Annotated in this window: 16 protein-coding genes; 2 read left to right on the forward strand and 14 right to left on the reverse strand. The window is 35.8% G+C overall.

The window, feature by feature from the left end; genetic code table 11:
• Positions 1–20 precede the first annotated feature (20 nt).
• Together KEM10_RS10410 and KEM10_RS10415 are read right to left on the reverse strand one after the other, a co-directional pair.
• Positions 21–1,541: an acyl-CoA dehydrogenase family protein gene (locus tag KEM10_RS10410; protein ID WP_212215935.1), complete on the reverse strand. Its 1,521-nt coding sequence runs from the start codon at positions 1,539–1,541 to the stop codon at positions 21–23.
• 200 nt (positions 1,542–1,741) lie between these two features.
• A complete protein-coding gene (locus KEM10_RS10415) occupies positions 1,742–2,305 on the reverse strand; it encodes a flavodoxin family protein (protein ID WP_212215936.1) in 564 nt (187 codons plus the stop codon).
• Positions 2,306–2,562: 257 nt separating this feature from the next.
• On the opposite strand from KEM10_RS10415, the gene KEM10_RS10420 reads away from it, so the two are divergent.
• The gene (locus KEM10_RS10420; protein ID WP_212215937.1) at positions 2,563–3,462 is read left to right on the forward strand and encodes a porin family protein; all 900 of its coding nucleotides are present in this window, start codon (positions 2,563–2,565) and stop codon (positions 3,460–3,462) included.
• Between the two features lie 17 nt (positions 3,463–3,479).
• Entirely contained in the window at positions 3,480–5,042 is a 1,563-nt protein-coding gene (locus KEM10_RS10425; RefSeq protein ID WP_212215938.1) for a WG repeat-containing protein, read from the forward strand.
• A 48-nt stretch (positions 5,043–5,090) separates the two neighbouring features.
• Here the strand turns inward: KEM10_RS10425 and KEM10_RS10430 are convergent, their stop codons facing one another.
• From KEM10_RS10430 to KEM10_RS10485, 12 genes are all read right to left on the reverse strand, one after another.
• Entirely contained in the window at positions 5,091–6,347 is a 1,257-nt protein-coding gene (locus KEM10_RS10430) for an ABC transporter permease (protein ID WP_212215939.1), read from the reverse strand.
• A 38-nt stretch (positions 6,348–6,385) separates the two neighbouring features.
• The gene (locus tag KEM10_RS10435; protein WP_212215940.1) at positions 6,386–8,638 is read right to left on the reverse strand and encodes a heparinase II/III domain-containing protein; all 2,253 of its coding nucleotides are present in this window, start codon (positions 8,636–8,638) and stop codon (positions 6,386–6,388) included.
• A gap of 170 nt (positions 8,639–8,808) precedes the next feature.
• Positions 8,809–9,681, reverse strand: coding sequence for a helix-turn-helix domain-containing protein (locus KEM10_RS10440; RefSeq protein WP_212215941.1), 873 nt, complete (start codon positions 9,679–9,681; stop codon positions 8,809–8,811).
• An 11-nt stretch (positions 9,682–9,692) separates the two neighbouring features.
• Positions 9,693–10,898, reverse strand: a complete 1,206-nt coding sequence (locus KEM10_RS10445) for a glycoside hydrolase family 88 protein (protein ID WP_212215942.1) — start codon at positions 10,896–10,898, stop codon at positions 9,693–9,695.
• A 121-nt stretch (positions 10,899–11,019) separates the two neighbouring features.
• A complete protein-coding gene (locus KEM10_RS10450) occupies positions 11,020–12,459 on the reverse strand; it encodes a glycoside hydrolase family protein (RefSeq protein ID WP_212215943.1) in 1,440 nt (479 codons plus the stop codon).
• A 128-nt stretch (positions 12,460–12,587) separates the two neighbouring features.
• Entirely contained in the window at positions 12,588–15,359 is a 2,772-nt protein-coding gene (locus KEM10_RS10455; RefSeq protein WP_212215944.1) for a two-component regulator propeller domain-containing protein, read from the reverse strand.
• A gap of 182 nt (positions 15,360–15,541) precedes the next feature.
• A complete protein-coding gene (locus KEM10_RS10460; protein ID WP_212215945.1) occupies positions 15,542–16,405 on the reverse strand; it encodes a helix-turn-helix domain-containing protein in 864 nt (287 codons plus the stop codon).
• Positions 16,406–17,070: 665 nt separating this feature from the next.
• Positions 17,071–17,550 (reverse strand): hypothetical protein, encoded by a 480-nt coding sequence (locus KEM10_RS10465; RefSeq protein ID WP_212215946.1) that lies wholly within the window; start codon positions 17,548–17,550, stop codon positions 17,071–17,073.
• Between the two features lie 96 nt (positions 17,551–17,646).
• Entirely contained in the window at positions 17,647–18,519 is an 873-nt protein-coding gene (locus KEM10_RS10470; RefSeq protein WP_212215947.1) for a DUF4349 domain-containing protein, read from the reverse strand.
• A gap of 25 nt (positions 18,520–18,544) precedes the next feature.
• A complete protein-coding gene (locus KEM10_RS10475) occupies positions 18,545–19,498 on the reverse strand; it encodes a hypothetical protein (protein WP_212215948.1) in 954 nt (317 codons plus the stop codon).
• Positions 19,499–19,698: 200 nt separating this feature from the next.
• Positions 19,699–21,279, reverse strand: coding sequence for a hypothetical protein (locus KEM10_RS10480; protein ID WP_212215949.1), 1,581 nt, complete (start codon positions 21,277–21,279; stop codon positions 19,699–19,701).
• Positions 21,280–22,230: 951 nt separating this feature from the next.
• Positions 22,231–26,016 (reverse strand): LamG-like jellyroll fold domain-containing protein, encoded by a 3,786-nt coding sequence (locus tag KEM10_RS10485; RefSeq protein ID WP_212215950.1) that lies wholly within the window; start codon positions 26,014–26,016, stop codon positions 22,231–22,233.
• Positions 26,017–26,028: the final 12 nt, after the last annotated feature.

Consider the following 26,028-nt stretch of genomic DNA (forward strand, 5'->3'; position numbering starts at 1 on the left):
CATCGGAGCTTTTTGTTGTTTTATACATAGTTTAGCCAGTTGCTATCATATTTATAATCTTCAATAACCTGAACTGAATTATTATATTTAAAGGCAGATAAAATACTGGTAATCTCCTGTCGAAGGTATTCTATAGCATTATCGGTTAGCTTAGAATCAAATCCTTTGTTACTTAATTCCAGCACCTGATCAACACTAACTATACGGCCAATTACCTGACCCAATTCCACCATTTTTCGCTGAGGCATATTCAAATCAATTTTAAAATTGACCAAATCCTTCACCACTTCACTGGCTTTTTGAGTCAGGTCATAGCTTCTAAAGAAATCCAGTAGATTATCGAGTTTAGCTTTTCGCATTAATTTCAAAACAGCTTCCGATATTTGTGAATAAAGCATATCATTTGAACCTTCAAAAATCTGGAATGGTCGACTATCAACGGTTGATCTACCCGCAATATGATTTAATTTGTACCCCTTGGCTCCCACTAATTGAAGTAAGGTTTGTGAGGCTGCCTGCATCATATCAGTAGCAATACTTTTTACACTATTGGCTTCAATACCAATCCCTGAAAGATCGTTTTTTAAACCAGCCTTGCCACTACTGTTAACACACATAGCAGAACAAATGGTAAAACGCGATTGCAATTCAGCCAACCGTTGTTGCACCTGATCGTAATTTAATAAGCTCTTACCACCAACAAAACGCTGCTGACAATGCTTAATGGCCTCATCCAACATACGCTGAATAAAACCCATGGCCATTCCCGGAAACGACATACGGCTTCGATGTAACAAGTCAAGCATCATTTTAACACCTGAATTCTCCGGTTCTAACTTCTGTACTTTTGGAATTTCTACATCAATTTTGTTTCGCCCGTAAGGAATCTGATACAAACCAAGGTTTTCGAAATACTCTTCTACTACAATATGTTGCTCGGGCTGAGTAACATCACAAACAAAAAAGTCGATATCGCGAGCTAGTTTTCCATCACCGGTATCTTTTCGTGCTGTAAGTAACCAGTAATCGGCCCAACCTGTTAAACCAGCCCAATGTTTAGTACCATTTAGTTGATAATGCGAACCATGATCTTTATAATGAGTTTTCATACTTAGGGCATCACTTCCAAAATCAGGTTCTGTAATCATTAATCCACCCATATTACCTTTTTCAACAAAGCGTCTCATCACCTGAGCTTTTGTTTTTTCCTGACCTGATTTTATAACCGGCTGTAAGAACAAAGCCATGTTAATACCAAAGGTTAAGGATAAAGCCAATGATTCGTATGAGGCCGCACTCATTAAAGCAATGCTTTCTTTTACATCACCTCCTAGTCCTCCATATTCTTTTGGAATAATTGCCGAAAACGGATTTGCCGACATAATTTCGCGCATGACAAAAGGTGGCATCCCGCGCCTTATTGCTAAATCATCAACCGTAGATCGCTGATGATATACACTTTTCATTTTGTTTTTTAAGTCGTTTAGAATCACATCAAATGCACTCTCAACTTTTTCTTTTACTTCTGCAACCTTAAACATTTATTCATTTTTTAATTACCACTCTTGTTTTAAAAACAAGAATATCGCTTCTAAGTAACGAATTATAAATGAATAAGTTTTACTTTATTTAAGATAATACGATCCGAATATATTGGAGGAAAATTCTAACAACTCTTTAAAGCATGTTATTGAAGTACTTGAACGGATGATAAACAGAAAAATCCAAATAAGTAACTCTGTTACTTTTCCAACACATTGTGTTGACTTTGCAAAATACGATCCTTCAAATCAATAATCAGGTTGTGGAAATTTTCATTTTTCAAAACATCACCCTTTTCATATGCTTCCATCGAAATCGCATCTAAATATTCAATGCCCAAAGCCTTAAACAATCGACGAAACTGCTCAATGGTTAAATCTCTTTCATCTATTTGAACTGCCGAAGGTAAAAGTAAGGCTGCTTTTTTGCCATACAGTTTTTTGTTAACGAAATAGGGTTTAAAGCGATCGATCATCAACTTAGTACGCCCTGATGCTCCGAACCAGTATACAGGAGTACCAAATACCAAAACATCCGATTCTTCCATCTTTGCATACAACTTCTTCATGCCATCAGATTGCATGCAAATTAATTGTTCTTTGTTACATTCACGACAATCAATGCAAGGCTCAATATCATGATCATACAAATCAAACACATCAACATCAATCTCTTCATCTTTTAACTGTTCGGCCAATAAATTAGCCATAGCAAAGGTGTTTCCGTTTTTCCTGGGGCTTCCTATAAATATTGCTACCTGCATATTATATTGATGTAAGGTTCTTTTATTAATATACTTATATTTTTTCAAAAAGATTTATTCTGAAGCAATTTTTAATAAGAATAACATCTCGTAAAAATTGGTTCACTTAAAGTATATCTAAGTAACAAGCATTAATAATCGAAAGCATCTCAAGCAAATTATTGAATTAGATTAATTTTTTCTCATCACCTGTAACATTCAAAAGATATAAGCCGTCCTACCTCATGAATAACAATTAAACTTAAATTTTGGAAGCTATGAACCGATCTATACTTATAACCCTAATTGTTTTATGCACTACTAATCTGTTTGCACAAAACGAAAACGTAACAAAAATTGTAACCATCAATGAAAACGGAGAACGAACTGAAGTGATTGTTCCGGGAGTAAAAGTTGAGGTAAATGAATTTAACGATACCATTACCAAAATCACAGTAGGACGCAGACGAATTGACGTTATTGAAGACCATAATCGGGCAAGGGTTCGAATGGTTCGATTGCCTATAGAGAAATTTAAAGGCCACTGGGCAGGTGTTGACATTGGCTTTAATGGATATATGAATTCCGATTTCTCAACCAGCTTGCCTGCCAACGATATGTTTATGGATTTAAATCAAGGTAAATCCGTTACTTTCAGCATTAACTTCTTACAATATAATATTGGTTTACAACGAAACAGAAACAATCTGGGAGTTGTAATCGGATCGGGTATCAGCTGGTACAATTACCGAACCGACAATCCATACTTCTTCCAGAAAAACCCGAACACGAATGTAACCGAAGGCATTCCTGTACCCGATGAATATGATGTTACTAAAAACAAAATAACATCCACTTTTATCAACTTTCCTTTGTTGCTCGAATGGCAATTACCAGCCTCTAACGATGCCCATCGTTTCTTTATTTCTGCAGGTCCTTATGCCGGATTTAGGTTATGGGGTCGCACCAAAATGGTATATCACGAAGGCGGTTCGCGGAATAAAGAAAAAAGTAAAAAAGATATCAATGTAAATCCTTTTCAGTATGGTGTGATGGTTCGCATGGGTTATCGATTTATTAAACTTTACGGATCGTATAATTTCTCTACTTTTTATTCTTCCAATAAAGGTCCTGAGCTTTATCCTTATACTGTTGGAGTAACATTATTAAGCTTTTAAACTTAAACAGATTAAATATGCAAATTCGCAAAATCTATATGTTCCTTTTTATCCTTCTTGTTTGTCCTTTATTTTCGATACAAGCACAAACAACTACCGATAGTGTGCTATTGAAATACGATCGCCACTGGGAAATAAAAGAAGGTCTATACCGGGTGATGCTTGACAACAAAATGGGTGTTGTAAAAAGTAATGGAGACATTATTGTTCCATGTCAGTTTAATCAGGTGTGGAACATTGATTCCGAAGGTTTCTTCCGCGTTCTGAAAAAAGGAAAAGCCGGTGTTTATCACGAAAGTGGAAAAGTGATTATCCCTGCAGAGTACGATCAAATATGGTCATTTAATAATGGTTGGGCCAAGGTGATGCAAAACGGTAAGCTGGGTTACTTTAATCGCGAAGGATTAGCTGTTGTGCCTTGTGTTTACCAACAAATATGGTCTTTTGAGAATGGAAGAGCTCGTGTTTTAAAAGAAGGGAAAGTAGGCTATATTAATGAAAAAGGATTTGAAATAATACCTCCTGCCTATCAACAAATATGGTCTTTTGAGAATGGTAGGGCACGAATTTTAAAAGATGGCAAGGTGGGGTATATTGATGAAGAAGGAAACGAGGTAATCGCTCCCATCTATTCGCACATTTGGAATTTTGAGGATGGTAAAGCAAAAGCTTTGCTGGATGGACAAATGGTATGGATAGATGAAAAAGGTCAATTGCTTGATATTCCTATTGATCAAACCGAAGCCAAAGAAACAGAAATTGAGGAAAGGCAAACAACACAAAAGCAAATTGTTATTGAAGATGACTGGGGAAATGAAACACGAGTACGCATTCCCGGTGGCAAAGTAATTATAAAAGAAGATGGAAATAACACCTATGTAGAAATAGGTACGGGTAATAGTAAGAAACAATACCGGTATAAAGACAGGAGATTTAATGGTCATTTTACCGGAATTGAACTAGGTTTTGCCAATTATGTAAGCGCCGATGGTACCACACACCTTCCGGATGATGCCAGCTATTTAACATTGAACGATGCTCAAAGTTTTAGCCTTGGATTGAATTTTTTGCAATGGAGCATTGGGCTTCAGCGCAGAGGTAACATTGGATTAGTTAGTGGTTTAGGAATTGAACATACCCGTTATCGATTAGCAGGACCATATATCATTACGAAAGATGAAAATGGCAATACAAGTTATAATACGAGTGACAGAAACATAAAAACCAATCAACTCACAACTACCTATATTAATGCTCCTTTATTACTTGAAATGCAAATTCCTACGGGTCATTACCGTCCGTTCTATATTTCAGGTGGAGTTATTGGCGGATTTAGAATCAATTCGTTTAGCCGGGTAAAATATAATGACAATGAAGGTCCTGGTAAAGAAAAGAAAACAAGCGATTTTAATATTCGTGATTGGCGCTATGGGGTAATGGTTCGCATGGGATACAGAGCCATTAATTTATTTGGAACTTACTATTTATCAACTATGTTTGAAGACAATAAAGGTCCTGAAATCTATCCTGTTTCTGTAGGTATATCCATTGGAATAGATGGATGGGATTTAAGCAGGTAACCTGATTTTAACTCTAACTTATGAAAATACGGCCACGGCCGTATTTTTTTATAAGGCATTAATAGCTTCCACCGGATCCATCTTAGAGCCCTTCCAGGCAGGAAGGTAACCTGACAGAATACCAATCGTAGCAGATATTCCTAATCCTTTTAGAATATTGGTGAGGCTTAAAACAATGGATGTATCCAGTACTAGGTTAATTACTAAAACTCCCAAAAAGATAATTAATAATCCAGCCAACCCTCCTATGAGTGATAAAGCAGTACTTTCAATTAAAAACTGTAAGAGTATAAAACGGCGTTTGGCGCCCAATGCTTTTTGAATTCCAATAATTCGGGTGCGTTCTTTTACCGAAACAAACATGATATTTGCAATACCAAATCCGCCAACCAAAATAGAAAAACCACCAATAAACCAACCGGCAATATCAATCACTCCAAATAAATCATTCAATCCTTTCTGAACTAAACTAATGCGATTTAAAGCAAAGTCATTTTCAGCTTGAGGTTTTATTCTTCGGATTGATCGCATAATACCTGCTAATTCATCACTAATATCATCGGACGAATAACCCGGTAATGCTTTTACCATAATAAAGGGTTGCACTGATTCGCTGCGAAGGTTAAACATTGTTTTAGCAAAGTTAACTGGTATCAGTATGTTTTTATCCAAACTGTTTCCCAACATATCTGTTCCTTGCTTCTGAATTACACCAACCACCCTAAGTCTTCTTCCCATTAATTTAACTTCACGATCCAAAGGATCTGTACCCTGAAATAATTCTTCTGCAATATCAGCTCCTAAAACAGTTATATTGGTTCCGTTATGCGATTCTTGTGGTGAAAAATAGCGCCCCGAACCAATTTCAAAACTCCATATATCTTCAAAACTATGAGTCACCCCCATCACTGCTACTTTGTCAAACGAATTATTTTCAAATGACAATCTTCGCGACGACGCCATAACATAACAAACTGCTTCTGCCAGCTGCGACCTTTTCTTCACTTGTTCATAATCATCCAACCCGGGAACACGACGATTCATATATCGCCACCATGGATACTCAGTTTCACCCTCTGGTGGTGCCCATGGCCACTTTTGAATATAGATAACATTATTCCCTAAAGACTCAACGCTTTCGCGAACCGAATTTTCCAGTGTATCTATCAAAGTAAAAACTGAAATAATGGAGAAAATACCAATGGTAACACCCGATAAGGTTAGAATTGTACGTAATACATTTGAACGCAATGCATTGATTGCAAACAAAAAACTCTCTTTAAAGAATTTATAAATAAGAATCATGGGTCGGTATCTTTGCAAAGCAAGATAGGAAAAATGTCTCAGCGTTCCATGTAAACCGTTCCCAATCTGTTGGATCGATTATAATCAACTGCATGATCTACATTATTGATATACACTTTTTGGCCCTCCTCCTTTTGATTAACAGATAACTTAAATGGAATTTGGCTGTCGATAGTAATGTTATTCTGTTCAGGTTGCCATTCCACAGCTGCAACATATTTCGAAAGGCCATGCAACAGCACCCTATCTTCATTTCTGAGATAACTCCCATGAGCAATAAAGCAACTTTTACAATTATTTATGTCAGCCTTATTCTCACTGTTAAAAGTAACAGCAGTAATCCATGCATCTGTTTCCCATCCATCAAATGAATTGATACTATTTCTATGCTTGATCCTACCGTCTGCCTTTAGATTGATAAATACCTTCGTTACCTCATCTCCTTGCGCAATGCTTACTCCTTGCATATCTTTTCCATCAAAGGTTTTTATAACCGGTTGCCTTTTTTCATTATCACTTAAAATAATAGCTGTCACAAAAGTATTTTTGTCGGTAATCTTATCCTGATAAACTGACCAATATGGTTTCTCATTTTTCGGTTGATGATCTTCTAACCCAATTTTTTCTTTAAGTTTTATCTTCTCAGGAAAATCATGAGGTAATCCTCCATCAGGAAAAGTATTTGGAAACAGAGGCCTGACTTTAATTTCTGCATCAGCCTCTTTTACTGTAAGATCTATGCCATTCCTTTTTGACTCTCCATTATAATGTAGAAGCCACTCAAAGCTCCCGGGTTCATAACTTTCTACTTCATCAATGATTAAAATTACGTCTCCAACCCATAAAAAATGACGATGATTTCTACTAAAATAACGAGCAGTGGGCCCGGTTGCATCAGCCATAACATATTTATAAAAACCATTATCAATCAGATGGTTTACACTTCCGGAATTGGATACTCCATAATACTGATCTTTCTGTTCCTGAGCCTTTTCATTCCATGTTATTACATTATGCGCCTCACTTTGTACGTAGTATTGGGTATAGCTGGGATGCCCGTAACTTGAGTTTCCTGAATCAATAATCAGATTCTTTCCTTTATGAAAAAGTATAAAAGACCCCGCATCGGCATGAGCATGATTCCACGAAAAACCAGATTTAACAGCTAACATGGTGGAGTTATTTTGCCATGAATCTCGCATTACCACCCATCCAATATCAGAATACATTTTCGACAATTCTTTCTCAGGAGCATAATCAACAGGTAGTAAGGGTAACTCAGGATGAAAAATTAATCCCAATGGTGTTTCGCTTTCAAGCCCTTCAGCATGATTTCCGCTATTTACCCGTTGCAGATACCAGGCGTAAAGATCACTTTGATGACCAAGGTTCCACAATAACAAAACTACCGAATTACCATTTCTGCGAATATCAGTATCACCAAAATTAACACACATACTGCTACCCTCTTCGGTATAGTAGGTTGTATAAATAAAGAAGTCGGCCATTTTTTCCATCATCTGAACATCAGGCAGATTCTTGTCAGGTAAGCTATTTTGAAACGCATATCGAAACAGCATATATTGCGAAAATCCATAGGAAGCATAGTTTATACCCTCATAAAAACCTCCGTCTCTATCGAAATTGGATGGTTTATTTTGTAAAACGCTACCCTGATATGAAACCCACTCGTTAATGGTTTGCGATATATTTATAGCCCATTCTGTAGCCTCAGGAATTTCATTTTTAACTGCTAAAGAAGCAAATCCGGCCATGTACACACAGGCTCCCCACCAATTATGGCCCATAGTATCAAATGTATGAATACTGGTTTCAGGATTTAACCAATCATCCATAGCCGGCTTAATTCCCAGTCGTACAATGCCTTCTGCAATTTTTCTCCTTTCGTCATGGTTTAAATATTCATAAATACAATCATATGCTATTGCTAAATCAAAACTGGTATGCGATACATCTAACCCTGCCTGCCATGGTGGATTACGGTTTAATAATTGCTTTCCTTCCCAAGTGGTTTTATGGATGTAATCAAGTAAGATTCTTTTTAATGCATCGGCATATTTTTCATTCTCTGTCATTCGATAAGCCAATGCAAGGGTGGCACATTCTCTTGATGCCAGATGATCTTTTTTTACTAATTCATTGGCATTGTTTCTAATTTTCAGCCACGACCTTTTGACTGATTCATTTGTGGTTATGTGCCTTTTAAGCCTGTTAATATTATCATCTGTATGTAATAAATAGTTATGTGCCTCAACAGTTATAAGACTCATTAAAAAAATTACTATTACAAACAACCTCATTAAAACTCTCATCTAATATATTCCTTCAATTAATGCCTATCTACTCGATTATCATTTGATAATAATCATCAATATACTACACCCATTGTTATTTTTATTCATTTTTTCCCTTCTTTTCTAATCAATTCCAATGATTTGTATTAATCAATGGAGTAATGCAGTATTGATTCGTCATCTTTAAAATCTTTCGGACTACATTGATAATAACCTTTGAAGCATCTGGAAAAATATCCCGGTGATTCAAATCCAACCATATAAGCAACTTCAGAAACATTTTTATCGGACTCTTTTAATAAAACAGCAGAAACTTTTAATCGCTCAATTAGAATAAAGCGTTTCATTGTTAGTCCGGTCTTTCTTTTAATCCTGCGATATACGTAATTAGGCGACAAGGATAACAAACGGCTTAGCTTTTTCACGTTTAGGTCAGTATCATCAATATGCTCTTGAATTACCGCTCGTATTCTGCATATAAAATCATCATCCTTTACGTTGTATAAAGGACTTGCATCAACTACTTCGTTCTGACTCAAATGCAGATGCTTTAGAATATTAAGCACCTTAAATTTAAGTATGTAAAAATTTACGGGCACCGATATGATATCAACTGCCCCCAGTTTCACGCCTTTTCGTTCGTTTAGATAATTATCTTCTGTTGTTAAGAATATAAGTGGAATGCAGGAAGTAGAAGAATTATTCTTAATTAGCTGAGCTATTTGCAAGCCTTTTACATCTAAACTGACAATAATTACATGTGCAGAATATAGCTTATTCCAATAAATAAATCGTGAATCACTAATACAAGAAGTCAGATTAAAATCATTCGACAACTGTTCGCGAAAAGCACTTAGTATATCATTATTATTTCCGATTAAAACCATTTGAGGAAGGTCGTTTTTCACATCTTTAGGTTCAGGAATCTCAGTATGATTCCTCTGATCAGCAATGGCTCTTAAATGAGTTAGTCTGTTTGCTATTTTAACTGTCCCTAAGGTTGATTCCATAAGATTCATACGAGTTGATTTTAGTTAACATCTGATTTAAGTCTTAACATTTTGCGTAATCGTAACAGAGCCTCCAAATAATAGTAGTCGGCATAAATGATTGAAGCATCTATTTCACTATTGTTAGGTTTATGCCCGGTAGAATGCATCAGAAAAGAGGAGTTATGGTTTCTACTCTGGTAGATTTCTGATGATAATTTCTTGAGCAATTGAATGGCGGTGGTATTATATTTCTCTTGTTTCGAGTCGGAACTAAATTGCGATAATTCCAACAAAGCGGAAGCCGCAATACAAGCTGCTGAGGCATCTTTGGGTGCTTGGATAGAAGGATCATTAAAGTCCCATTTGGGAATTTCACCTTCAGGAATATTACGAATAAAAACATCTGCCATCTTCTGAGCCGTAGCTAAAAAAGGTAAATAGTTTGTTTCGCGATAGCACATGGTGAAACCATAGATGCCCCAAGCCTGCCCCCTTGCCCAAACCGAATTATCATTATATCCCTGATGCGTCACTCCTTTAATTAAATGACCATCAATAGTATCAAAAACGGCTACATGAAAACATGAAAAATTATCTCTTACCAAAGATTTCCTTGATACTTCAGCATGACTAAAAGCAATATCATATTGGCTATAATCTCCTCCATTTTTTGCAGCCCAAAAGAGCATTTCCAGATTCATCATATTATCGATAATGGTATTATGTGGCCAATGCATTTTTTTGACCATTGCAGGCCATGACAGAATGGTTCCAACCTTTGGATTAAATAGCTTTACCAATTTATTTGATGTATCAATAATTACTTGCTTGCTAAGCGAATCAGATAAGTTTTTTTGCTGATTTCCATAACTACAGAAAACCTGAAATCCCAGGTCGTGGTCATTAGGAGTGCCAAAAGCTAAAGGCTTCAATAGACTTGTATATTTAATTGCCTCTTCTTTCCATTTATCATCGCCGGTAGCCTCAAACAAATTCCATAAAACACCCGGCCAAAAGCCACTTGTCCAATCATTATAATCCACACAATTCCATTTGGTTTGAAGGCTAAGTATATTTCTGGGCAAGCTATCAGCAGGTAAATTATTAAGCGTTTTAACAGCCTGGCGAGTGCAATATTCAATTTGTGTATCTACCCATCTGGTATTTATGCTACTTTCACAAGAACTCAGCACTATTACACTAACAATCAATGCAATTACTATATGTATTCTGTTAATATTCATTCAATAAAATTCTATTGCAACACTTTTTAGTGTTGAGTTATATTCAATTTCTCTGCTAATTATTATGAAGGTGATGCCTGATGGCAATCAAACCCAATTGCACTTCTGCAACAAAAATCTTTTAATGATCTGTTTTTATAAATTGTATATTCTCTGCGTGTTCACCTATATATATTCGTGCAAAATCAGAAGTTTTATACCAAGGTGGTTTGCCCTTCATATTGTCATGAATGGTGTCTCCGTTTATAACCAGGTTCTCGAATACCACATTTTTCACCTGTCGTTCATTATTATATCCTGAAATAATTGATAATTCGGCGTTATCACCAAAGTATGAAATATCCTTAAAATAGATATTCTCAATACTTTTACCCGGTGCCTTGCAGTACTTTTGGTTATAAAAAATTCGAAGATTCACCAATTGCCCCTGTCTGAAATTTTCAATTCTGATGTTCTCAAACCTAACGTTTCTGATGATGTTATTGTCTCCCCCATTAATTGCCAGGCAACCCTGATAATCGATTTGCTGTTCTTTATGATCGAGTATATCAATGTTTTTATAAAGCAAGTTTTCAATAACATCGGTTGAATCAGCATTACCATGAATACCAATAAAAATGGGATGTGCTACATCGGCCCAAAGCACTGAATTCTGCATGGTAATATTTCGGCTTGCTCCGTTAAATCCTTTTCGGGTGGCATACACTGTTGTGCAGTCGTCGGAATTTCGGCAAAAAACCCTGTCGAATAGCACATTGTTGCTGGCAAAAACATTCAACCCATCACCCCATCCAAAATAGCTGATGCTTTTTACGTTACTAATAACAACTGAATCGGATCCTCCGGTAGCACATTGAGTTGTAAATATACCTTCAACCAACACATTTTTAGAGTTAGCAATATGTACCCCCATCTTAACAGTGTGTTCTATCATACCCCTGCCAATTACCTTAACGTTATCAGCATTGTGTATAAAAATCTGACCTCGCACAATGGCATCACCAGCTATATAAACGGTTTTCCCAGATGGAACAAAAAGCTTTCCATCTTCCAGGTTATGAATACCCTTGCCAAAAAATATAACATTCTTGTCATTTGCATCCGGCACGATATCTTCAATTGGATTGGCAAAAAGATGCAGGTTATGAAAGATATCTCCATTTACTTCGATAGAGAGGTTTTGAGGTTGATCAAGAAAAAATGTTAATTGCTTTTTAGAAACCTGGGGTTGTATATCTAATGATAAAGGCCTGACTTTGCTTGTTGAGATCAATCCTTTGTTATTGGTAACCTTCACTTCAATTTTACCATTGAAATCGAAAAATGCCATTGAAGACTTCTCAACAGTGTGTTTACCATTCCTTACTTCATCAACCTTGGTAAGATAAGTTGGTATTGTTTGCCATTTGCCATCGGTTAATCTCACCTGAACTGTAAAATCATCGTTCAACAGGGCACCCTCCGGTGCAACATATGTTTTCAATAATCGTTCAGCTATCAAATTACCATTGGGAATTATGAGAACAATACAGAAGGTTAATATTTTTAATATCGATTTCATTTGCAACATCGGATTTAGATTAACTAGGTATTGCTGATTAATGCAAAGTAAAGGCGAGATCTTGATTTTAATGAAACAAAATCGACCTTTTGGGTATCATTTTACTAATTTGGGACTTCTTTTATCTGTTAAAGATCCTCTTTAGAAATGAATCTTTTATGGTATTCGGCAGGTGTATAACCGGTTTCTTTCTTAAAAATTCGGTAGAATGACGTTTTTGAATTAAATCCACAATTTTGAGCCAATGCAACCAAAGTAAATTTTGAATATTCGGGATTACCCATCAGTTCAATTACTTTTTTCACCCTAAAACCGTTGATAAATTCGTTGAATGTAATATGAAGGTTTTGATTGATAGACTGTGATATTTCATTGGAAGAGCACCCAAGCTCTTTAGCTAAATCGGCTATTTTCAAATCAACATTTAAATACAACTCCTTTTGTATGATAAACTGACTTATCTTTTCTAGCATTGCCTGACTCTTCTCTGATGTGAGTCGCGAGGATTCATATTTTTTAGTCTCCTCTTTTTCTTTGGGCTTACCTTTTTTTATATTGTAACCCATCCATAAAATAATCAACAATACCGCGAGAACTATTACTGCCTGCCAGAAGGGATTCCGATAAAACACAGGAGATATAGTTACTTTCAATTGTCTGATTGTATTTAAATCAGGACTTTCATTGCCTTTTGCCAGACAAACCTCAAAGACATACTTACCTGCTTTTAAACTCTGATAAAAAACCTGATTGTCGCCCTTGAGAACTTTCCAATTATCATCCTCCCCTTTTAAACGATATAAGTATACATTGTCGGACTGAGCATAATAATTGAGTGCTACAAAACGAAAACCAAGGTTATTCTCTGCTCCCTTCAGGTTGAGATACGATAGTTCTTCTACAGGTTCCTTTGCTCCCTTTTCATCTGAAGCTATAAACCGATTACCATTTACAAAAATATCAGTAATCAGTACTTTCTTTCTTATGGGATCTTTTATCAAACTATCCGGTTGAAAATGTACAAGGCCTTTTTCATTTCCAAACCATAATTGACCATCCTCTGAGATGCTATTCATAACAGCATTAGGATTAAATGCCAAGCCTGGTAATCCGTCGGAAAGAGAATAAGATTGAAACACCTTATGTTCCACGTCAAAGCGGCTTAAGCCTTTCAATGTTGCTACCCATAAAACGCCTTCAGGGGATTCAGCAACAGAGGAAATAGAATTATTGACCAATCCATCGGTCTGTTTATAGGCTTGTATTTTATTCAAATCTGACGATACCTGATCCAAACCTCCTTTTTCGGTAGAAACCCATATATTACTTTTAGAATCTTCGAAGAACGCTACTGTTTTATCTAACGGAAGGCCGATTGCTGTAACAATACGTTTCGGAATTCCGGTTGAAATATCATAAATAGCTGTTCCAATCATACTCCCAAGCCAAAGACGATTTTTACTGTCTATATAACCGGCATATAATTGGTTACTTATTATATCTGAATTAGATTCTGTAAAAACCTGAGCTTCACCAGAGCCATCAATTTTGTATAAACCATTTAAACTTAATATCCATCTAACATTATTGGCGTCTTTAACAATGCCATATATTGCTCCCGACAGAAAATCTTTTTCCGTGCGATAATTGATCAACTCATCACTTGCAACGTCATACAAACTTATTCCTCCTCCGTAAGTACCCACCAGAATATTATTCTCCGTAAGAGGATAAAAACTAAGTATAATATCGGACCTCAAGGCGTCAACATCGTCCTTTCGATAAAATTTGCTTATCCCTTTATCCGGGTTGCTCACAAACAATCCATCCCGAGTACCGATCATCTTCAAGTTGTGCTTACCAAAATAGAACGATCGAATACTTTGTTGGCCAATAAATAACTCTCCTACCTTGGATGAAACCTTAATTGAGCCATTAATACGATTGCTATAATTTAAACCTGCAGCATAAGATCCAATCCAAAATCGTCCATCAGCATCAACCAGAACTGAATAAATTGAGTTGGAACTTAAAGATGATGGGTTGGAACTGTCGTGAGAAATTAGCTTGCTCGTTTTTGAATCAATATTGTATAATATTAAACCTCCTCCATCTGTTCCGATGCACAAATTATTATTGACAAGATCAAAAGTGAGTGTTAGAATATAATCGTTAACAATAACAGGTAATTCAGTTATTTTTTTTGAATCTGTATCAAATAAAAAAAGTTGTTTTGTATCCGTTGCCAACACTAAATTCTCAAGATAACCTGTGATAGCAACCAATCCTCCGCCAAAATTATTTGTAGCATAATAACCTGTTGTATTACGAGCAATATCGTACTCGATCAATCCTTTATCAAGGCTGGCAATGTACAATTTTGTTTTATCGGCTGAAAGATACGTGCTTGTTATAACTCCTTCATTAACAACCTGCTGAATTGCTTTTGTTTGAACATTTATTTTTGACACCCCTTTGCTGGTTCCAATGTAAATACTTGTATCTGCAGGACTTGATATCAGACACTTAATTTTATTTTCATTAGTAACTATTTGATAAGACTCGAAAAATGGGTTAATAAAATCCCAATAAAACAATTGATCATCAGAACCAAACCAAATACCTTTATCCGGATCGTTGGCAAAACAGTTAATACTTACCTTATTAGTAGGGAATTTTTCCGAAAAAGACCTGATTGTTACTCCGTCAAAACGGTCGAGTCCTTCCAATGTAGCCAACCAAACATAACCGAACTCATCAATGTGAACAGATTTTATATAATTGCTTGATAATCCATCTTCAACTCTTATTTTCTTAAATGAATTAATCTGAGCCCGCAGCCCATATGGAAGAAATAATATTAAAAGTGCAAATAATATTCTTGAGTATCCGATATTCATTTATCTCACGGTTCTGTTTTTACAGCAATAATAAAATTCCATGGGAACGTTTATTACGATCTCAAATGTACAAAAACAGATCTAAGTAAAGACAACAATCAATAAGGATGAATCAACTTCCTTAATTGTTTCAATAGCTATTTTGTAAAAACAGTATAGGTGGAAAAATGAATAACATATTATTATACAGCTTCTCTCTGTATTTCGGATGGCAAATAACCAAAATGTTCGCTAAAACACTTTGAAAAATAACCTGGAGAAGTAAAACCAACCATGTAAGCAACTTCAGAAATGGTTTTATCACTCTTTTTCAACATCGATTCTGATATTCTTAATCGCTGTACTCTAATAAATTGCTTGGCTGTATAACCCGTTTGTTTTTTAATTTTTCGGTATAACATCGTATAGGAAACACAGAGAGAATCAGCCAATTCAGCCACACAATAATCATGTTTATCAATATTATCCTTTATGACCGTTATTGCCTTGTTGACAAAATCATCCTGATAAGAACCAGATTCAGCTTCATCAGTGGCAGCTTCATTAATTTCATCAATCTTGTTAGTACTTATATGATTAAGAACATTTAAAATCTTATACTTAAAAACACTATAATTAACAGGTAAAGATACAACGTCTATGGCTCCCAGTTTTAAGCCCTGAAGCTCCTTAAATGAATCATTTATTAATGTGGTAAATAGTAAAGGAATACGTGAAATATGAGGGTGAGCCTTAATTATTCTTCCTAATTCTAAACTATTAAAACTTAAGTCTAAAACGATAACGTCTGCATCTTGTAATTCTACAAAGTTAACTTTATAGAATTCTGTTGATCCCATTGAAAGATTAAAATCCTTTGATAATTGCATTTTGAAATCACTCTGCAAAAGATACTCATCTCCTATTAAAACCATATTTGGTTTATCTATAGCTGTATCGGGCTCAATACCATTTGTGGTATCCTTCTTCTCAGAAAAAATAGATCTTAATGGGATAAATCTTTTTGAAATACGGACTCTACTAAATATATCTTCCTGGATCTTCATAGCATTCATTTTTTGAAAAATTAGAGTTAGCCTAATTCTATCTCATTATACAATCTCTTGAAATAAATCCTTACACTGTTAGCTATCGTAATATGATAGGGCAAAATTATTCTGCAATTGACATTAAGATATGGAAAATTGTTCAAACTCCTTTAAATTCTTCTTCCATCATGTGCATCATTAAGGGAGTAGATGCACCTTCACATCACTAGCAAAATCTAAAATACTTGCTTTGTTAATTTAACTTGTTGAAACATGTATATCACATATTATCAAGTTGATTAAACAACTATGCAATGTTAGTATGTTCATAAAAAACAGACGTATCAAAAAATGACATCCCCATATCATTTAAGGCCAACTTAAGCATATAAGGGCTTTTCTGCAAGCTCGTTATCTAATTATCCTAAACCTTTACCTATTTATCCACCTCAGCTACACCAAAGCAACCTTTCATGTTAATTATCAAGACATAACAATCCAATACTCATATTTATAATGAATATTACACTTTAAAACTATCTCTAAGTGAGGATGTGTAGTTTTTAATATAAAATGATTTGCTGAGAGAGATCAATTAAGTGATTCTGTCAGATATATAAATCAGATCCTATTATTTTATGTGAATACACAAACCTAAATCAATTAAATAAAATGAAAACAGATTAGGCTGTGACCTTAGCCCCATTCCATTCCTTTTGTATATCGTGCATTTTAATTACAAATGGTATCAAGGCGATTAGTTCAAGGCGTAAATTAAAATGAAAACCGTTTGCAAGATTCAGGAAGGGATAAACAAACATCATGATACCACAAACTAATATTCCTGCATATCCATCGAATAATGCCAGCTGAATAGCCCAATCTTTTTCAGTCCATAAAGCAAAAGCTGTAATTGCCTTTACAATAAAAATTATTGAAAGGAGTAATCCAACAGGTGAGATAGGTTCATACGATTCTAAGCCATACAATGAAATACTATAGGTAGCACCCAATAAACCTGCCAATAAACCAGGGATAGCAAGACCGCCGGTAATTAAAAAGAACCAAAGAAATATCTTTATCCATAAAGGTAATAACTGACGGCGTGTCTTTTTTAACTGATTGCGAATATCGTCGAAAGGATCATATGTGTGGTCATCCATTATTGTGAGGTTTACTTTACTTAAAAAATATGCAATTTATGATGATTTGATCAAACGCTTACCGTCCCTTCTATAACTATCGAGGAATTCGGGGTATTACATGTTCTTCTTCTTACGCTTCCAATTCTTCCATAACCAAACGATACCAATTGCCAAAATCCAGAATGGCCATAGTCGAATCATAAATAACAAAAAATCAACAAAAGCAAACCAGCCTTTGGATAGCGACATTTTTAAACGCTCCAAAAACGAATCTCTTTTTTTGGCTACATAGGTAAATTCCTTTTCCTGAGTGAGCGTTAGCCTAAGAGTACTAAAATTAACCTGACTACTCAGGTATTTTAATGTGCCGGTGGTGCTTTCAATCTCTTCTTCAATACGACGGATCTTTTCTTCTATCTTCAATATTTCCTCAACAGTATTGGCTTTATTAAGCAGTTGGTTATACCGCGCCAGGTAACTCTTTTTATTGGCCAATCGGGTCTCCAGATCAATAAACTGGGTAGTGACATCACGGGCATCAATATTTTTATACTGTACTTCTCCTCCGCCTTTTTCCAATGCTGTAATAAATAACTCGAAATAACGGCTGGGAATTCGAATGGTTAGATCATACGACGATTGATAGGTAGAATTACTTAATGCCTCATTGCCATAATAGCCCTGCCAGCGCAATAACAAGGTATCTACCCTGCTTTTAGCCGTCTCAAGGTTCGCCACCTTAATGTCCATACGGCCATCTTTAATAATCTTCTTTTCCTGTTGCTGAACAGCACTTTCTACAGGCAATTCCGGCATAGGTGGTGCAGGTGAATTGGCAAGTTCCTGGCTGGTTATGGGTATTTCTTCTTCTAAAGCAAAATCTGCCATTTCTGATCCTGTTCCCTGATAGCCCAAAACGGTTGTAGGTTTCTGATGACAGGAGGTTAATAGTGCTGAAATTAAAAGGATGTAAAGTGAGGTTTTCATAAGATATGGTTATTACAGAATAATATTAATCGATCCAAGCTTTTATCTTATCATGTAATTTGATTTCTAATTCTTTTAGATCTTTATAAACTATATGAGGATAATGATTCGTATCGAAATGTGTTTGATGAAAATCACTTTCTAAGCAAGAATAAATAACAGGCCTTTTTAAACCTAATGCATATCCTGCTTCAAAATATACTCCGTGTTTCTGTTCTGTAAAGTCGGCAATTAAAAACTTACTTTTTTTAATATATCTAATAATTGCATCATTAATAGTTAAATCACTATCATAATGAATCTCATCAACAATTATTGGTTTATAACCGCACTTACTCACCACACTTTTTATAGTGCTTCTTAAATCTTGTGATTGATCCGAAAATGACATAGCTATAAAACAATTTTTAGACTTGGCACCATTTTCTATTGATTCAACAACATATTTCAAACCTTTAAATGTAAGCTGAACTATCCCAGCTGATTTTCCTTGCTTTGTAATGGATGTTTTTAATGTGACTAATTCTTGTTCTTTTAATGTAGAAAAATAAAAATAGAGTTCGTCATTATTCTTAAAGTATAACCTCTTTGATAAATCATCATAGTCATATCTAAGATCAATCTGTGCCCCTTCAAAATCTTGACTAGAATGCAAGTAAAGCATCAGATTAGTAATCTTTTCTTCAGGAAAAATTGGAACATTAGCTTCTCTAATCATTCTCTCTAATATTTCATTAGTAAGAACAGATTCATTACCTAATCGGCAATATTCCTGAGGAAATTTATCATTTAAAATTAGGCCATAAAGAATGTACTTATTCTTCTCAACAAATTCACTATTCACATGATCATAATGAAATCTAAAAAACTGATCTCTTCCTCCAGTATTAATTGTATACTCTACTAAATCAAAACTTGAAGGATAATTCTTAGTTTCTAATCCTGTTATATGGCATCTTGCTATATGATAGTTACCCATAAATTTATGTATTAAAAAAAATGCAATAACACCAGTTTTTCAACTGTGCTATTGCATTCTATATTCTTATAGGTTTTAGTTTGTATTGCATTAGGGCTTTGTTTGTTCCCTACTAATTTAGTTTATGTTATTTAGGTTTGCAAAAGATATCACTTCTTCCTTTGTACTATCATAGTATTATTTAATAATTGAATTGATTATTAAACAAGCATTAGAACAAGAGATATAGCTTTTGGAGCCCATTCTATAAGTGAAGACCAAACATTCGAATCCCAATCTCTATCACTATCTTCCTTTTTTAATTCTTCAGAAATACTCTTCGCTAAAGCATTTAAATTCTCTTCAAATCCGATTTCCTCTAAATATTCTTTTATCTGAGATCTATTCCTACCTTTTAGATCATTTACGTCAACAACAATTGCATTTTTCGCCAAATAACTATTTTCTTCAATACCATTTACTTTTGTAGTAATTAAAACAGTTTTTTTATTATCTGATTGATTTTTAATACTCTGAGATATCTTTTGCATTGTTTTATCATTAAGAGAAAAAAGAATTGAATATTGGTTAGGATCCGATGCTGACTTATTCATCTCAATATCCACCCCATCAACAACCAGATATACCTTACTTTTTGGTGCCGAAGAGAATTCTGATTTAACTTCATAGGTATCGTCATTTACCTCTAATTGTATGAATTTTCGCTTAATTGGAGTTTTTGTAAAAGAAAACATAACTGATTGAAATGGCACTCCGGCTTTACCTACTCCTGTAAATAAAAGGTCATGAGTTCCGAAAGGAATATCAGCGTTGTCAGGTATAGTCAATCTCCATCTATCATTTTTCAAATCAACCAATTTATATTTGCTATAAACATATTCTCCTCTTTGCAAACTAGCAGTTATTTCTAATGCAGCTCCAGTTGCATCAAAAACTTTCTCAAAATCGAACTCTCCTTGAATAACAATATTTTTTCCTTCGGGAATTAATGGTTTAATGGTAATAATCGGTTTTTTATGTATTTTAAATTTATTATTATCATTATTAGGAAGTGGGTATGAAACCTCTATTTTTGCATCATTATCAATAAAACTACCATACAGATAATATTCCTTTGACTCTTTTAAATTATCTAATGAATTAAATTCCAATTCCGTAAAAACATTTGAATTAACTCTAATTATATCATTATTAACTTCTGCCACACACGTTGCGTCTTCTCGCGGTTGCAATAATAACTTAAGTCTTTTTACCTGTATACCATCACGTGTTGTTTTTATCTTAATTCGTGGTTTATTAATATCATTAAGATAATAAATGCCATCACTTGATACATCAACTCTAAGATCAATATCCGTATTAAATCGCATTCTCAATGTTCTAGGTTGTGTCTTATAACTGAGTCGTTGCCCATTTTGATTTGAAATTTCCCATCTTACTACATATTGCACTTGGTCATAAGAATTGATATCTTTCGAATTAATCTTGAATTCAACCTGATTTTCAGAGTCTGTTGTGGCATCAAATTTTCTGAATGGGTTTTCTGCCCCAAAATTATAAAACTCTAGTTCTTCAATTCTAGGATTCAATGAACTTGCATATAATGAAGAATCACTTGACCAATTAAACGAATAATAGAAATGATAAAAACTGTTTCCATCTTTGCTAGGAGCTGCAATTTCTATTACTGGATTTAATACATTAATATACCTTAATGTTTCTTGAGCTGTTAGATTCCCAAAAAATACAATCAACCAAAATAAGAAAGTTAACTTTTTCATATTCTAATTTTTAACTATTAATTAAACATCTTTTCTACCTTATATATTTCTTAATTACCCACCCCTCCAGCTTCACCTTACACCAGTCATTACGGGTTCCCTGCACATCAATGGGGTAATCCTTTAAAAGAATGGCTCTAGGCCCTGGGGCACTTCACGCAGATACAGCTTTTCGGTATCTATCTTTTTATGATTGGTAACCTGGGTTTGCATGGAAGGAGCCACAGTATCGCGATAGTGAATAAATACCTTATTGCCTGCTACCAGCTCGGTGGCAATCTGCGGATAGATACGTTCGTAAGCCAAACCACTATGAGAGATAAAACCATCTTTAGTCTGGTTATTATTGGCTTCATCACCTGCAACATACCATAATGAAAGTCGCTACCATATTTTTCAAGATACTTATGACAGCATTATTTTTTACGAGGTGTTAAGTGTTTCAGTTTTCATTGGCATGGGTTAAATATTACTAGTACCCAAATTAAGGAGGGATAATAAAAGATGCCAATGTCTGGTTTATTTTAGAGGATGAGCGGTCGCTATTTCTGGATAAGCGGTAAAAAAGACGGAAGACCGAAGCGAAATTTTAAAATATTTACACTATAGATTGTAATGTAGAATTGTTGAACTACTTGGCACCTAATTAGTAATCCAACATTAAAGACAATAGTAAAATTATACTCTTAAGTAAAAAGTAGAAAGGCTAATGGCTAAAGAAGACAGGAGACGGAAGTGTGAAACTGATTGTTAGGATTTGCTTACCTGGTCATCTTCAAATAATCGGGAGTCCTGTATGGATGACAGTAACTGATTTGCAAAAAAAGAAGAACGGAAAAACAGAGAAAGGGCTTTTAAGCTGAGCTTGTATCTGAAGATGGATCGCAATTGAGTAATATTGAGCCATTGAACTGCAACAATGGCAATTCAACGACTCAATTGTTATTAAGGCTAGTTTTTAATTATTTTAAAAGTCTCGGTGGCTGTTTGGGTACTGACATTAACAATATATAACTGCGATACAGGCAGGGTAAAAGTGGTTTCTGCTTCAAAAGCTGACCATTGCTGCACAAGATTTCCGGCAAGGTCGTAAACTCTAACAATCGCCTTTTCACCTGTGGTTTTCAAAGTAAAGTTATTGGCTGAGGCAGTTGGATAAATTGATATCCCTGATTCCTTTCTGTCATTGGCAGGAATATTGGTTGGTTGGTCATTAAAAACTTTCAGGTTTACATAGTCGAAAAAGATTTTGGCATGATCACCTGTACCGGCATTTTCCGATTGCATTCCTACCTGTATCTTTCCACTTGTTTCTTCATCCAGTGTAAATGTTACTATTTCCGACTCCCATATTCCATATCCAAAAGATGTTTTAGATGAAAGAACAGCAGTTCCACTTTGAGGAATCCATCCTGCCAGACATTCACCCTGAGTGGCGCTATTGGCATTATATACAGCATACTCCAGATTATAGCTACCTGCAGGTAAAGTAACATTCTGATAGTATACGGCAGAACCTGTCCATCCGGCAGTGATGCCCAAAGCTCCTGCTCCGCTTCCTACTGCACCGTCTGATCCTGCGGAAGGAATACTAATACCATTTAAAGTCCCCAGGTATCCATACTCAAAAGTAGATGCAGCTACCCATTCACCATCCTGAACACGGGTCCATCCTTCAATGGTTTCAGCAGCTCCGTATCCGGGGCCAAGATTACTGCCTGTGCCGGTTGTTTCGGTATAATTACAATTGATATCAAAGCCCGGATTATTAAGATAAGTTGATGTTACATCTTCCGACAGATTTAAATAAAAAGTCTGGTTATACGAAACTCCCTTGTAGGTATAAGCAACTGTTATTTGCGATGATTCCTGCACATTTTCAAACACATGGTTTTGTGTAGTATTTCCATCACTCCATAGCCAGCTGCCGGATGTCATAACCATACCCGGCTTGAACGTGGGAATCAGTTCAACACTTTGACCGGCTAATACCGAGATAACGCTATCGTTTACAAGGTCGCCAGCATCCAATTTATAGCCAGCATAAAATGGTTTTACTTCTTCCATTATCTCCACAACTTCTGTATGGGTCATTGAAGCTCTGTATATTTTTAATTCATCAATAGTACCTATAAATAATGGATCGGGCCACTGCGATTTGCCTACATAGTTTTGAGCAGTATATCCCATATCAGAAGGATTAATTGTCATTGAAGAATTACTTCCTGCTTCTACTCCGTTAACATATAGCTTAGCTGTATTACCCGATTTTGTTACCACCAGATGAGTCCATTTATTTGCTTGCAATGCCTTTGTAGTAGTTATTTGTTGCTCACTCCCTCCGGCTTTAATGGCAAAACGAATATAACCATCGTTTGCCTTTGGAGTAAGAAACATATTGTAATTGGTATTATTTCCAAAGTCCCAAACGCGACACCAATCGTTTAACTCATCGGGTTTAATCCAAACGGCAATGGTAAAATCATTGAGATTACTCACCAAATTATTCGGAAGATGCAAATAAGATTCAGAGTTACCATCTAACCACACTGCACTATTGTTGGCTCCCATACCGGTATAAGAACAGGTATTTAAGTTGGCATCATTTCCGGCCCACACATCAATAACTGTGTTACCCTCTTCTTCATCCATAGGATAATAAGCAAATGCATTTTCACTGGGTACCAATACAATTGAATAATTTAGCGAATAATCAGTTCCATCTATTGAATAAGTTACGGTTATACCTCTTTCTTCCTGTACATCATTCAATACTATATTTTGTGATGTTTCGCCGGTGCTCCACTGCCAGGTTCCTCCTTCGATGCCTTCTTTTAGAGTTGGCATCAGAGTAACTGATTGGCCGGCTACCACCAACACCTTTGGGCTATAAACAATAGCAGCTTCACCCACTTGATAAGCCGGGCCTATGGGTTTTACATTAATATGGAAGTTAATGACTGATTCAGCTCCTCCCATATTGGTACCAGTAACAGAAATCACGGTGTCATTAGTATTTACAGTTACTTCTTTGCTACTCGTTGTTTCTCCGGTATTCCATTCATAGCTCGAATGCCATGATGATGCCCAAACCGAAATAATGACATTTGAATTCTGATTCACGGTTACCACTGAGTCATTAACGACCCCATCATCAGTGGTTATCGAATAGAAATACTGATCGGGCAAACAATCACCATGCATAGATATACTAAACATCTGGGTACTCTCCACTCCATTCGCATTTGTATAAGTTACCCTGTACAAACCGCTATTATTAGCTTCTATTTGCAAATCTTTTGATGTACTTCCATTACTCCACAACCAGTTACCGGTATCTGTTTCTCCATCTGGTAATAATGGCATAAGGGTTAACTGACTGCCTGGAGTAACATTATTTAATTCGCCTTGATTATAAGTAACTCCATCATACAAAATAGAAGCACCTAAAGTAATGGGAGCATCAGCCTCAGTAATTGCGGGACGAGTACAAGTTAAAGTGGTAAAACCCAAATGATCGTATCCACCACTGGTTCCACCCCAGGCACCATCATCAGCAACCACCATATCAGCCATATCATGAGCATAATTCAGTGCAATACCTTTACGCCCTTCGTAATGGCCTAATATTCTATCCCAGAAAGGTCTGAATTGACCTCTTGATCCTCCATTAGGTCCTGTTTGTCTCCATGAATTCCAATAATCGGTTCTCACGTCATGGTACCAATAATCTGTCCACGGCACATCATCAACACCTGTGTTATAAGCAGCCACAAATTCTATTCCGGCTAGCAGGCGATCATCCATATAACCGTACAAGTCATCACCCTGGTTCCAGGCTATCTCGCAAATATCAACAGCTAATCCCACAGCCATCATGGTGTGGCCCTGGTCTCGTCCCGATTCCTGCATCTGACCTAAATACCCCAAAGGCCCTCGATCGTCTTCATGCACTACCGGCACCAGGTTACCGATAAATTCAGTCAAGCCCCAATTATCAACATTGGTAAGAGATGGATCTTCTTTAAAAGTCCCAACCTTATCGTACTTATAAAAGGCAACTCCCTGATTATAGATAAACTCATCATCACACAAAACTCCGATACTCATTATGGCCAAAACATTGCATAAGCCCCAATTCGACCAATAATGACCGGGTGTTCCGTTGGCCCATGTATCATGCCTTCTACTTAAAAAATCGTAACACTTAGGATACCATACTCTTTGCATCCACAATTGAAAGGCTTTAAAATCATCCGGATCCCACCCTTCATAATCGCGCATTAACTCAGCTGCATTGGCAAACTCATAACCATACAAACCTGAAGCCAACGACATATTGGTATTACCGGTTACATCCTTAGTGACACTTGCCCAGCTGTTAAGAATATATACAGCCCGGTTAGCATGAGCCACATCACCGCTAATTTTCCAGCGCAAGGCATTAAGGTAAGCAGCATGCGCTCCACGTGCGGCATTAATATAATTCTCATCGCCGGTAACACCTCTTTTAATAACTTCCACGGGCCAGGTTGCCACATCGGATTGTGACCATTCGTTGTTCTTGAGATTATTATAACCGGCTACAACGGCAGGATTATTGGCTGCCAGCTGTTCATTTATTCGGACAAAATCTTCTTCGGTATGAAGCATGCCTGGATGCTTAAATCCTTGTGCAACTATTTGCCCCGATAAAAGAATCAGGATGAGTATGTTAATAAAGGTAGATTTTTTCATATTCAGTTAATT

It is taken from the genome of Carboxylicivirga linearis (genome assembly GCF_018271995.1).
In the GTDB taxonomy this organism is placed as follows: Bacteria; Bacteroidota; Bacteroidia; order Bacteroidales; family Marinilabiliaceae; genus Carboxylicivirga; species Carboxylicivirga linearis.